9 protein-coding genes are annotated in these 12,876 nt (G+C 72.4%); 8 read left to right on the top strand and 1 reads right to left on the bottom strand.

Features of this window, described 5'->3' with window-relative positions:
* Positions 1 to 19 precede the first annotated feature (19 nt).
* On the top strand, positions 20 to 1,279 hold the full coding sequence (locus ACFVQZ_RS29750; RefSeq protein ID WP_383627779.1) for an MFS transporter: 1,260 nt from the start codon (positions 20 to 22) through the stop codon (positions 1,277 to 1,279).
* 68 nt (positions 1,280 to 1,347) lie between these two features.
* On the opposite strand, the gene ACFVQZ_RS29745 is transcribed toward ACFVQZ_RS29750, so the two are convergent.
* Positions 1,348 to 2,790 carry a CCA tRNA nucleotidyltransferase gene (locus ACFVQZ_RS29745; RefSeq protein ID WP_030493780.1) on the bottom strand — a complete coding sequence of 481 codons (1,443 nt, stop codon included), beginning with the start codon at positions 2,788 to 2,790 and terminating at the stop codon, positions 1,348 to 1,350.
* Positions 2,791 to 3,027: 237 nt separating this feature from the next.
* On the opposite strand from ACFVQZ_RS29745, the gene ACFVQZ_RS29740 reads away from it, so the two are divergent.
* From ACFVQZ_RS29740 to trxA, 7 genes are all read left to right on the top strand, one after another.
* A complete protein-coding gene (locus ACFVQZ_RS29740; protein ID WP_383627777.1) occupies positions 3,028 to 5,448 on the top strand; it encodes a DUF6049 family protein in 2,421 nt (806 codons plus the stop codon).
* 45 nt (positions 5,449 to 5,493) lie between these two features.
* Positions 5,494 to 7,782, top strand: coding sequence for a murein biosynthesis integral membrane protein MurJ (gene murJ, locus ACFVQZ_RS29735; protein ID WP_383627775.1), 2,289 nt, complete (start codon positions 5,494 to 5,496; stop codon positions 7,780 to 7,782).
* A 117-nt stretch (positions 7,783 to 7,899) separates the two neighbouring features.
* On the top strand, positions 7,900 to 9,594 hold the full coding sequence (locus ACFVQZ_RS29730) for a protein kinase family protein (RefSeq protein ID WP_383627773.1): 1,695 nt from the start codon (positions 7,900 to 7,902) through the stop codon (positions 9,592 to 9,594).
* A gap of 27 nt (positions 9,595 to 9,621) precedes the next feature.
* A complete protein-coding gene (gene sigM / locus ACFVQZ_RS29725; protein ID WP_030493776.1) occupies positions 9,622 to 10,323 on the top strand; it encodes an RNA polymerase sigma factor SigM in 702 nt (233 codons plus the stop codon).
* Complete coding sequence (locus tag ACFVQZ_RS29720) at positions 10,320 to 11,267, top strand: hypothetical protein (RefSeq protein ID WP_383627770.1); 948 nt, start codon at positions 10,320 to 10,322, stop codon at positions 11,265 to 11,267. Before sigM ends, ACFVQZ_RS29720 begins: the two co-directional genes overlap by 4 nt.
* A gap of 217 nt (positions 11,268 to 11,484) precedes the next feature.
* Entirely contained in the window at positions 11,485 to 12,450 is a 966-nt protein-coding gene (trxB, locus tag ACFVQZ_RS29715) for a thioredoxin-disulfide reductase (RefSeq protein WP_030493774.1), read from the top strand.
* Positions 12,451 to 12,493: 43 nt separating this feature from the next.
* Positions 12,494 to 12,826: a thioredoxin gene (gene trxA / locus ACFVQZ_RS29710; RefSeq protein ID WP_030493773.1), complete on the top strand. Its 333-nt coding sequence runs from the start codon at positions 12,494 to 12,496 to the stop codon at positions 12,824 to 12,826.
* Positions 12,827 to 12,876: the final 50 nt, after the last annotated feature.

The following is a 12,876-nucleotide window of genomic DNA, read 5'->3' as shown; positions in this document are numbered from 1 at the left end:
TTATGTGAGTCTTGCTGTCATGTCCGTCGTACGTGATCTGCGCGTACTGCTGCGCCTGCGCGACTTCCGGCGCCTGCTCACCGTCCGGCTGCTCTCGCAGTGCGCCGACGGCGTCTACCAGGTGGCCCTGGCCACGTACGTCGTCTTCTCCCCCGAGAAGCAGACCTCCCCCGCCGCCATCGCCTCCGCCATGGCCGTGCTCCTGCTCCCGTACTCCGTCGTCGGCCCCTTCGCGGGAGTCCTCCTGGACCGCTGGCAGCGCCGCCAGGTCTTCCTGTACGGCAACCTGCTCCGCGCGCTGCTCGCCGGCGGAACCGCCCTGCTCGTCCTGGCCGCCGTCCCCGACTGGCTCTTCTACGCCTCCGCCCTCTCCGTCACGGCGGTCAACCGCTTCGTCCTCGCCGGCCTCTCCGCCGCCCTGCCCCGGGTCGTCGACGACGAACGGCTCGTCCTCGCCAACTCCCTCTCCCCCACCGCCGGCACCCTCGCCGCCACCCTCGGCGGCGGCCTCGCCTTCGGCGTCCGGCTGCTCGCGGACGGCTCCGACGCGGCCGTCGTCGCCCTCGGCGCCGTCCTCTACCTCGGCGCGGCCCTCGCCTCGCTGCGCATCCCGCGCCCGCTCCTCGGCCCCGACCCGGACCAGGTGCCGCCGCGGCTCTCCGCGGCGCTCGCCTCCACCGCCCGGGGCCTCGCCGCCGGACTGCGCCACCTCGCGGAACGGCGCCCCGCCGCCCGGGCGCTCACCGCTGTCGGCCTGATGCGCTTCTGCTACGGCGCGCTGCTCGTGACCGTGCTGATGCTCTGCCGGTACGCCTGGAGCACCACCGAGTCCGAGGGGCTGGGGCTCCTGGGGATCGCCGTCGCCGCCTCCGGCGCGGGCTTCTTCGCCGCAGCCGTCCTCTCGCCCTGGGCGGTGGGGCGGTTCGGCCCGTTCGGGTGGATGATCGTGTGCTCGGCCTCGGCCGCCGTCCTCGTCCCGGCGCTCGCCCTGCCGTTCGCGCCCGCGCCGTTCCTCGTCGCCGCCTTCGTTCTGGGCCTCGCCACCCAGGGAGCGAAGATCGCGACCGACACCGTGGTCCAGACGCACGTGGACGACGCCTTCCGGGGGCGCGTCTTCTCCCTGTACGACGTGCTGTTCAACGTCGCCTTCGTGGCGGCGGCGGGGGTCGCCGCCCTGATGCTGCCGCCCGACGGCCGCTCGCCGCTGCTGATCGTGCTGGTGGCGGCCGGCTACGCGGTGATTGCCCTGCTGCTGCGCGGTGAGCGCGCGGAACGGTGATGTTTCACGTGAAACACCGGCCGGGGCGCTCCGCCGGGCGGTGTTTCACGTGAAACATGGCCCGCGCGTCAGTCGCGCGCGGCCCACCACTCCTTGAGCGCGGCGACCGCCTGCTCGTGCTCCATCGGACCGTTCTCCAGGCGGAGCTCCAGGAGGAACTTGTACGCCTGCCCGACGGCCGGTCCCGGCTTGATGTCCAGGATCTCCTGGATCTGGTTGCCGTCGAGGTCCGGGCGGATCGAGTCCAGCTCCTCCTGCTCCTGGAGCTGGGCGATGCGGGTCTCCAGGCCGTCGTAGGCGCGGGAGAGCGCGGACGCCTTGCGCTTGTTGCGCGTGGTGCAGTCCGAGCGGGTCAGCTTGTGCAGGCGCGAGAGGAGCGGGCCGGCGTCGCGGACGTAGCGGCGCACGGCCGAGTCGGTCCACTCGCCCGTCCCGTACCCGTGGAAGCGCAGGTGCAGCTCCACCAGGCGCGAGACGTCCTTGACCATCTCGTTGGAGTACTTCAGCGCGGTCAGGCGCTTCTTGGTCATCTTGGCGCCCACCACCTCGTGGTGGTGGAAGGAGACCCGGCCGTCCTTCTCGAAACGGCGGGTGCGCGGCTTGCCGATGTCGTGGAGGAGCGCGGCGAGGCGCAGCACCAGGTCGGGGCCGTCCTCCTCCAGGTCGATCGCCTGGTCGAGGACGGTGAGGGAGTGCTCGTACACGTCCTTGTGCCGGTGGTGCTCGTCGCTCTCCAGCCGCAGCGCGGGCAGCTCGGGGAGGACGTGCTCGGCGAGGCCGGTCTCGACGAGCAGGCCGAGGCCCTTCCGCGGGTGGGCGGAGAGCAGCAGCTTGTTCAGTTCGTCCCGGACGCGCTCGGCGGAGACGATCTCGATCCGGTCCGCCATCTCCGTCATCGCGGTGACGACCTCGGGGGCGACCTCGAAGTCGAGCTGGGCGGCGAAGCGGGCGGCCCGCATCATGCGCAGCGGGTCGTCGGAGAAGGACTCCTCGGGCGTGCCGGGGGTGCGCAGCACCCGGGCGGCGAGGTCCTCCAGGCCGCCGTACGGGTCCACGAACTCCTTCTCGGGGAGGGCCACGGCCATCGCGTTGACGGTGAAGTCGCGCCGGACGAGGTCCTGCTCGATGGAGTCGCCGTAGGAGACCTCGGGCTTGCGGGAGGTGCGGTCGTACGCCTCGGAGCGGTACGTCGTGACCTCGATCTGGTAGCCGTCCTTCTGCGAGCCGACGGTCCCGAAGGCGATCCCGACCTCCCAGACGGCGTCGGCCCAGGGGCGGACGATCTTCAGGACGTCCTCGGGGCGGGCGTCCGTGGTGAAGTCCAGGTCGTTGCCGAGCCGGCCGAGGAGGGCGTCCCGTACCGAGCCGCCGACCAGGGCGAGGCGGAATCCGGCCTCCTGGAAACGGCGCGCGAGGTCGTCGGCGACAGGGGACACGCGCAGCAGTTCGCTGACGGCGCGGCGCTGCACCTGGCTCAGTTCGGTCGAGGTGTCTTCGTTGGCGTTCGGCACAACAGAAAAGGGTACGTGCCCCGCCCCACCGCGACGTCCCCGTTTTCCCGGCCCCGCCCCACGGGCCCCGCCACCCCGGCGGAAGTCGTCTGTGGGGTTCCTGTGAAAACGGCCTCTTCCCGGGCCATCGGCTGGAGGAGTCCCCGGCACCCGGCCCCGCCGTGCCTCGTTACCATGCCTGGACACAGCAACCGGGCACCACTGGCACCACCGACAACGACGAGGACGGGCGAACGCGTGGCTGAGGCGGCAGCTTTCCAGGGAACCGGTCCCTCACCTGCCCGCCGATGGCTGCGGCGCACCCTCACCGTCGCCGTCGGAGCGCCGCTCCTCGCCGGTCTCCTCCACCATCCGTCGGCGTCGGCGCGGGCACCGGAGGAGGGCCAGGTGTCGCGGACGGTGGATGTGTCGATCGACACGCTCACCCCGAACGCCCCGGTCGAGGGGGACACCGTCACCGTCACGGGGACGATGACCAACCGCGGCAAGCGGGCGATCACCGACGCCACGGTGAACCTGCGGGTCGGCCCGCGGATGGACAGCCGCAGCGAGATCGACCAGGTCGCCCGGCGGAAGGGCTTCCGTTCGGACAGCGACCCGCAGCCGCTGGAGACCCCCGAGATCGACGTCCCCCGGCTGGACGTCGGTGTCTCCCGCGACTTCCGGATCTCCGTGCCGGTGTCCAAGCTGGGTCTCGACGACGAGGGCGGCGTGTACCAGCTGGGCGTCTCGGTCACCGGGCAGACCTCCGACGCGCGGTACGACCGCGTCCTCGGCATCGAGCGGACCTTCCTGCCGTACCAGCCGGAGCCGACGGACAAGCGGACCCAGCTCACGTACCTCTGGCCGCTGATGTCCTCGGCGCACATCTCGGCCGACACCGCCCCGGACGACCAGCAGACCCCCGTCTTCCAGGACGACGACCTGGCCGCGGAGCTCCGCCCGGGCGGCCGGCTCGACGAGCTGGTCACCCTGGGCCAGGGCCTCCCGGTCACCTGGGTGATCGACCCCGACCTGCTCGCCTCCGTCGACGCCATGGCCAACGGCTACCGGGTGAAGGACGGCACCGGCCACACCGCGGGCACGGAGGCGAACAGGAAGCTGGCCGAGCGCTGGCTCGGCATGCTGGAAAAGGCGGTGCAGGGCCGCAAGGTGGTCGCGCTGCCCTTCGCCGACCCCGACCTCGCGTCCCTCGCCCACCACGGCAAGGCCGTCCCCGGCTCGCTGGAACACCTCCAGTCTGCGACGGAGCTGGCCGGATCGACCGTCGAGACGATCCTCCACGTCCAGCCGGCCACCGACTTCGCCTGGCCGGTCGAAGGGGCCGTCGATCCCTCGATCATGTCGGTCGCGACCTCGGCCGGGGCCCGCAAGGTGATCGCCCGCAGCGACAGCATCGAGGACGACGACCTCTCGTACACGCCGACCGCGGCCCGCCCCCTGGGCGGCGGGACGACGGCGGTGGTGAGCGACGCGGAGCTGTCGACCGCCTTCCAGGGCGACATGGTCCGCTCCGAGAACGCGACGCTCGCCGTGCAGGAGTTCCTGGCGCAGACCCTCGCGATCACCCTGGAGCAGCCGCAGGACCAGCGCAGCGTCGTGGTGGCGCCGCAGCGCCGCCCCACCGTGGCACAGGCGCAGGCGATGGCCGCGGCGGTGCGCGGGCTCGCGGCGCGCCGCTGGACGCAGCCGCTCGACCTGGTCGCCGCGGCGGCGGTCAAGCCCGACCCGGACGCCTCCACCACGGTGCCGCGCGGCTCGCAGTACCCGAAGCAGCTCCGGGAGAGCGAGCTTCCGGTGCAGGCGTTCCGGGACATGAAGACCACCCGCGACGAGCTGGACGACTTCAAGGTCGTCCTCACGGACGCGACCCGCGTCGTGCCGCCGGTCGGCAACGCGATCAACCGGGAGATGTCGACGTCCTGGCGCGGCCGGGCGAGCGCGGCGGCGATCTACCGCGTCGACGTCCGGGAGGTCCTGCAGCGGCTCACCAAGAGCGTGGTCCTCGTCGACAAGTCCGACCTGACCCTCTCGGGTCGCAGCGCGACCATCCCGGTCACGGTGCAGAACAAGCTGCTCCAGGACGTGGAGGGGCTGGTCCTGCGGCTGTCCTCCAGCAACAAGACACGGCTGAAGGTCGACGGCGAGGGCTCGGCGGAGCTGCCCATCACGGTCCGCGCCGGGCACAGCCAGTCGGTGAAGTTCCCCGCCTCGGCCAACGCCAACGGCCAGGTCTCGATGACCGCCCAGCTCTACACGGTGGACGGCACGCCCTACGGCGCCCCGATGACCTTCACCGTGCGGGTCTCCGAGATGACCCCGACGGTGATGCTGGTCATCGCCGGCGGTGTGCTGCTGCTCGTCCTCGCGGGCGTCCGCATGTACACCCAGCGCAAGCGCCTGGCCGCCCGCGCCGCCGAGGCGGAAGCGGAGGCCGAAGCCGAGAACCGGGCCGACGTCGAGGCCGGGATCGAGGCGGAGGCCGAGCACCGGGCCGAAGCCGAGGCCGGGACCGAAGCCGGGGTCCAGGTCGCGGCCGAACCGGCCGGCGCCGACGCCGGCACGGCCGGCCGAGCCGGGCACCCGAGTGACCCGGACGCGGACACCGGCTCCGAAAGCGGCGACCCGTCGGGCCCGGGTGAGAAAGTGGACCGTTGAGCGATGTCGTGGCCGGTCGGCCGGGGACGATGAGGTGGGGTATCCATGAACGCGCCGTACGACGCTGACCGCGGCCAGGGTGCGGGCGGCGCCGCACCGTCCGGCGGCACGCCCCCGGCACCCGGCCCGCAGGGCGGGCAGCCGGCCCCGCCGCCCCCGCCGCAGGGGCAGCAGCACCCCGGCTACCCGCCGCAGCAGCCCTACGGGCAGGCCCCCTACGGGCAGGCTCCGTACCAGGCGCCGCCGCAGGACCCGTCCGCGCACCCCGAGAACCCGTACGCCCAGGACCCCTACGTCCAGGACGCCTACGCCCACGACCCGTACCGGGCCCAGGACCTGTCCGCGCAGGACCCGGTGGGCGAGGCGCTGTACGACCGCGCCGCCCACCCGCCGCCCCCGCCGGGCACGTACCAGGACCCCGCCGCGCTCTACCAGCAGCCCGCCGCGCCCCCGTACGCTCCGGACCCGCGGGTCTGGGCGCACACCCCGGCGCCCGAGCCCGAGGGTCCGTCGCGCCACCTGCCGTACGGCGACGACGCCCGCACGGTCCAGTTCACCGGCGTCGACGACCTGGTGACCCGGGCGAGCGAGGACGACCGGCCCGGACAGGACGCCTTCGCCCACCTCTACCGCGACCAGCAGGGCCAGGTGCCCGGCCCCGCAGCGGAGCCCGATCCGCTGCCGGCGCCCGCGCCGAAGCGGACCGGCCGCGCCTCCGGGCTGCTGAAGTCGAGCGCCGTGATGGCCGCCGGCACCCTCGTCTCCCGGCTCACCGGCTTCGTCCGCTCGCTGGTCATCACCGGCGCCCTCGGCGCCGCGCTGCTCGGCGACGCCTTCACCGTCGCGTACACCCTGCCGACGATGATCTACATCCTCACCGTCGGCGGCGGCCTCAACTCGGTCTTCGTGCCGCAGCTGGTCCGCTCGATGAAGGACGACGAGGACGGCGGAGAGGCGTACGCCAACCGGCTGCTCACCCTCGTCATGGTGGCGCTCGGCCTGATCGTGGTCGCCGCCGTCTTCGCGGCGCCCGTCCTGATCCGGCTGATGTCGAACACCATCGCCGACGACGCCGCCGCGAACAGCGTCGCGGTCACCTTCGCCCGCTACTGCCTGCCCACCATCTTCTTCATGGGCGTGCACGTGGTGATGGGCCAGATCCTCAACGCCCGCGGCAAGTTCGGCGCGATGATGTGGACCCCGGTCCTCAACAACATCGTCATGATCATCACCTTCGGCCTGTTCATCTGGGTCTACGGCACCTCCGCCGAGTCCCACATGGGCGTCCAGACCATCCCCGACGAGGGCATCCGGCTCCTCGGCGTCGGCACCCTGCTCGGCCTCGTCGTCCAGGCGCTGGCGATGATCCCGTACCTGCGCGAGGCGGGCTTCCGCTTCCGGCCCCGCTTCGACTGGAAGGGCCACGGCCTCGGCAAGACCGTGAAGCTGGCCAAGTGGACCGTCCTGTTCGTCCTCGCCAACCAGGCGGGCGTCCTGGTCGTCACCCAGCTCGCCACCGCGGCCGGCGAGGAGTCCGGCAAGAACGGCGCCGGCTTCCTGGCGTACTCCAACGCGCAGCTGATCTGGGGCATGCCGCAGGCCATCATCACGGTCTCCGTCATGGCCGCCCTGCTGCCCCGGATCTCCCGCGCCGCCAGCGACGATGACCCGGCCGCCGTCCGCGACGACATCTCCCAGGGCCTGCGCAACTCCGCCGTCGCCATCGTCCCGGTCGCCTTCGCCTTCCTGGCCCTCGGCGTCCCGATGTGCACCCTGCTGTACGCCTCCAGCGGCGTCGAGGCCGCCCAGGGCATGGGCTTCATCCTGATGGCGTTCGGCCTCGGCCTGATCCCGTACTCGGTGCAGTACGTGGTCCTCCGCGGCTTCTACGCCTACGAGGACACCCGCACCCCCTTCTACAACACGGTCATCGTCGCCGCCGTCAACGCGGCGGCCTCCGCGCTCTGCTACGTCGTGCTGCCCGCCCAGTGGGCCGTGGTCGGCATGGCCGGCTCCTACGGCCTCGCCTACGCCGTCGGCGTCGGCATCGCCTGGCGCCGGCTCCGCAACCGCCTCGGCGGCGACCTGGACGGCGCCCACGTCCTGCGCACCTACGCCCGCCTCTGCATGGCGTCGCTGCCGGCCGCGGTGCTGGCCGGCGCCGCCGGATTCGGCCTGCTGAAGCTGCTCGGCGAGGGCGCCCTCGGGTCGCTGGTCGCGCTCGTCGTCGGCGGCGCCGTGCTCCTCGGGGTCTTCTTCGTCGCCGCGCGCCGGATGCGGATCACCGAACTGAACACCCTCGTGGGCATGGTGCGGGGACGCCTGGGACGCTGATCCCGTCCCCCAGGACAACCATCGGGGGGAACCGTGTGTCGTGCATAGCGTCCGACTGTGGGCACAATTGGCTTGGCTGTTGGATGTGGCGCAACGGATGGGGAGGCAGGAACGACGGTGGCGGAACGTAGCACGGCTGCCGTCGACGTGGCCGACAACAGCGGAGACGACCCGCTGACCGCGCAGGCGGACACGGCCGCGACCGACGGGGTGGCGGAAGAGCGGAAGACGTCGGAGGAGCCCGCCGGGGCCCCCGAACAGAAGGCGGTCGAACGGAAGAACGGCGAACAGCCCTCCCTCACAGCGCCCGAACTCCACAGCGGCCACAAACTGGCCCGGCGCTACCGCCTGGAGGAATGCGTCACCCGTCTGGACGGATTCAGCAGCTGGCGTGCCGTCGACGAGAAGCTGCGGCGCGCCGTCGGCGTGCACCTGCTCCCCGCCGACCACCCGCGCGCCCGCTCCGTGCTGGCCGCCGCCCGCTCGGCGGCCCTCCTCGGCGACCCCCGGTTCGTCCAGGTCCTCGACGCCGTCGAGGAGAACGACCTCGTCTACGTCGTCCACGAATGGCTTCCGGACACCACCGAGCTGACCGCGCTCCTCGCCGACGGCCCGCTCCCCGCCCACGACGCCTACCAGCTCGTCACGCAGGTCTCCCAGGCCATGGCCGCCGCGCACCGCGAGGGCCTGGCCCACCTGCGCCTCACCCCCAGCGCCGTCCTGCGCAGCTCGACCGGCCAGTACCGCATCCGCGGCCTCGCCGTGAACGCCGCCCTGCGCGGCATCACCGCCGACCGCCCGCAGCGCACCGACACCGAGGCCATCGGTGCCCTCCTCTACGCGGCGCTCACCCAGCGCTGGCCGTACGAGAGCGACGCCTACGGCCTCTCCGGACTCCCCAAGGGCGTCGGCCTCATCCCGCCGGACCAGGTGCGCGCCGGCGTCCACCGCGGCCTCTCCGAGATCGCCATGCGCGCCCTCGCCAACGACGGTGCCACCGCGTCCCGTCAGGAACCGCCCTGCACCACGCCGGACGAACTCGCCAAGGCCGTCGCCGCGATGCCCCGCGTCAAGCCGCCGGAGCCCGAGTTCCCCGCACCCTCCGAGTACCAGCGCACCACGTACCAGCAGGGCACGTACGGACGCCCCCAGCCGCGCCCGATGGTCACCCAGCCCATCCCGCAGCCGCCGGCGCCACTGGAGAGCCGCACGGGCAAGGCCCTGAAGTGGGCCGTCGGCGCGCTCCTCATCGCCGCCCTGGGCCTGGGCAGTTGGCAGATCGCCGACCGGCTGCTACCCAAGGAGACCAAGGACGAGACGCCGGTCGTCCAGCCCACGACCGACGAGAAGCCCGAGCCGCCGAAGCAGCTCGCCATCGAGTCCGCCTACGACTTCGACCCGTTCAGCGACGACGGCCGGGAGAGCCCCGGCGACGTCCCGAAGGCGTACGACGGGGACCCCGGCACGTACTGGCAGACGATGGACTACATCGGGTTCTCGAAGTTCGGGAACCTGAAGGACGGCGTGGGCGTCGTCGTCGACCTGGGCAAGGAGCAGGAAGTCGACTCGGTCGACGTCTCCTTCGTCGGCCGGACCTCCGTGGAGCTGCGCACCGCTCCCGCCGGCACGTCCTCCGCCCCCACGTCGCTCGACTCGTTCACCACCCAGGCGTCGGACACCGGGTCCACGCTGACGCTGAAGCCCGGCAAGCCGGTGACGACCCGCTACGTGCTCGTCTGGCTGACGGACCTGCCCGCCAGCGAGACCGGCAACTACCGCGGCAAACTCGCCGAGATCAAGGTCATGGGCTGACGTCCACAGGGGGAGGGGCTGGCACCGTTGGACCGTCCGATAGACGCCGCAGACGACCGGGAACTCCTGGCGCGTCATGTCGCCGGGGACCCGGACGCCTTCGGTGAGCTCGTACGGCGCCACCGCGACCGCCTGTGGGCGGTGGCGCTCCGTACCCTGGGCGACCGCGAGGAGGCCGCCGACGCCGTCCAGGACGCCCTCCTCTCGGCCTTCCGGGCGGCCCACACCTTCCGGGGCCAGTCGGCCGTCACGACCTGGCTCCACCGCATCACCGTCAACGCCTGCCTGGACCGCCTGCGGAAGAGCGCCGGCCGCAGGACCTCGCCGGTGAACGACGCCGACCGCTTCGAGCAGCTCCTCGAACCGCACGAGTCCGCCGAGGCACCCGCCGAGCGCGAGGACCTCCACCGGCAGCTCCTCGCGGCGCTCGCCACCCTCGCCCCCGACCAGCGCGCCGCGCTCGTCCTCGTCGACATGCAGGGATATCCGGTCGCAGAGGCGGCCCGTATCCTCGGCGTTCCCACCGGCACGGTGAAGAGCCGCTGCGCACGCGGCAGGGCCCGGCTGCTGCCGATGCTCACTCATCTGCGCGCGGACACGGTGGGTAACGAGGCTCCCGAAGGGGGAAGGAACCGGACGCCGGGGGCATCCGTCCCACCGGTGTCGGGGCCGACGGAAACCGGACCGATCGATCCAGCTGCTGTGAAGGGCGGAGGTGGGCGCGCGTGACCACGACCGACAAGGCCGACACAGCACAGCACCCGGACGTCTCGGAGATCTCCGACCTGACCGAGGGACTGCTCCCCCCGAGCCGTTCCGCCACGATCCGCCGGCACCTCGACGGCTGTCCCCTCTGCGCCGATGTCCGCAGCTCCCTCGAAGAGATCCGCGGACTTCTCGGCACCCTCCCGGGCCCGCCGCGCATGCCCGCCGAGATCGCCGGCCGGATCGACGCCGCGCTCGCCGCCGAGGCGCTGCTCGACGCCACGGCTCCGGAGTCCTCCCGGGCTGTTTCACGTGAAACCACGGACGCCCAGGACGATGTTTCACGTGAAACACCGCGGACGGCGTCCGAGGCCCGCGCCGTCGGCGGGCGGACCGGGGCGACCGACCGCCCGCAGGGCCGCCCCGCAGCCGCCACCGGTCCCGCTGGGCGCGGACGCGCCCGCCGCCGGGGGCGTATCGCCGCCCTCGCGGGGATCGGCGGCACGCTCGTCGCCGCGTTCTGCGCCGTCACCCTCTACGCACTCAGCCAGAACGGTTCGCCGGACGGTCACGGGGCCACGGCGGACACCGCGGCGAGCGGGCGGGTGAGCAGCTTCTCCGGCGAGCCGGTCGAGGACCGCGTCCGGGGCCTGCTCACGGGCGACCTCACCGCCCGGGCCCCGAGGGCGGAGCAGCCCGAATCGCTCGCGGCCGAGAAGACACAGGACGTCGGCCCCGCCCAGCGGAACAGCGGCGCGGCCCTCCCCGGCTGTGTCGTGGCGGGCACCGGACGCCAGGACCCCGTCCTGGCCTCGGAGCGCGGCGAGTTCGACGGTGTCGCCGCGTATCTGCTCGTCCTCCCCGACCGGGCCGACACCGACCGGGTCGACGCGTACGTCGTGGCCGCCTCCTGCACCGGGGACACCCCGGGCCGGCTGCTCCAGACGGCCTCCTACCCGAAGCCCTGAGCCACCCGTCCCCCTTCCTCGACGGCTCCTCCACGACTCCTCGACGGCTCCGCGGCGTGGCGTCCGTCTCACGCGCGCGTCTCACTCTCCGTCTCACCCACGCGCCGCGCGGCGCCCTCGGGAATGCTGGCCCCTTAGGATCCGTTGGGTGGGGTGAGAGTGACCGAGACACCGCCCCGTAGGCAGTAGGCAGTCTGCAGAGACGAGGAAGAAACCCGTGAGCGACGTCCGTAACGTGATCATCATCGGCTCGGGGCCCGCGGGATACACCGCCGCGCTCTACACGGCCCGCGCGTCGCTGAACCCGCTGGTCTTCGAAGGCGCCGTGACCGCCGGTGGCGCCCTGATGAACACCACCGAGGTCGAGAACTTCCCCGGTTTCCGTGACGGCATCATGGGCCCGGACCTCATGGACAACATGCGGGCGCAGGCCGAGCGCTTTGGTGCCGAGCTCGTCCCGGACGACGTCGTCGCCGTGGACCTCACCGGTGAGATCAAGACCGTCACCGACACCGCCGGCACCGTGCACCGCGCCAAGGCCGTCATCGTCACCACCGGCTCGCAGCACCGCAAGCTGGGTCTGCCGAACGAGGACACTCTCTCCGGCCGCGGCGTCTCCTGGTGCGCCACCTGCGACGGCTTCTTCTTCAAGGACCAGGACATCGCCGTCGTCGGCGGCGGCGACACCGCGATGGAGGAGGCGACCTTCCTCTCGCGCTTCGCCAAGTCGGTGACGATCGTCCACCGCCGTGACACCCTGCGCGCCTCCAAGGCGATGCAGGAGCGCGCCTTCGCCGACCCGAAGATCAAGTTCGCCTGGGACAGCGAGGTCGCCGAGATCCACGGCGACCAGAAGCTCACCGGTCTGACCCTGCGCAACACCAAGACGGGCGAGACCAGCGAGCTGCCGGTGACCGGTCTGTTCATCGCCGTGGGCCACGACCCGCGGACCGAGCTCTTCAAGGGCCAGCTGGACCTCGACGAGGAGGGCTACCTCAAGGTCGCCGCCCCGTCCACCCGCACCAACCTGACGGGTGTCTTCGGCGCCGGTGACGTCGTCGACCACACCTACCGCCAGGCCATCACGGCCGCCGGTACCGGCTGCTCCGCCGCGCTCGACGCCGAGCGCTTCCTGGCCGCCCTCGCCGACAGCGAGAAGCTGGCCGAGACCCCCGCGGTCTGACCCGACTCCCCACCCCACACCCCGCGAAGTTAAGGAGGCCGCCGTGGCCGGCGCCCTGAAGAACGTGACCGACGCTTCCTTCGAAGAGGACGTCCTCAAGAGCGACAAGCCCGTCCTGGTGGACTTCTGGGCGGCCTGGTGCGGCCCGTGCCGTCAGATCGCCCCGTCGCTGGAGGCCATCGCGGCCGAGCACGGCGAGATCGAGGTCGTGAAGCTCAACATCGACGAGAACCCGGCCACGGCCGCCAAGTACGGCGTCATGTCCATCCCGACGCTCAACGTCTACCAGGGCGGCGAGGTCGTGAAGACCATCGTCGGCGCCAAGCCGAAGGCCGCGATCCTGCGCGACCTGGAGCCCTTCGTCCAGGCGAAGTGACCCCGCACTGTTTCACGTGAAACGGCCCGCCCCCGGAACAGGGGCGGGCC

The sequence above is a fragment of the Streptomyces sp. NPDC057854 genome, from assembly GCF_042797055.1.
Lineage (GTDB): Bacteria > Actinomycetota > Actinomycetes > Streptomycetales > Streptomycetaceae > Streptomyces.
Note: the sequence above shows the minus strand (reverse complement) of the source record. Positions and strands in the feature narration are given on the sequence as shown.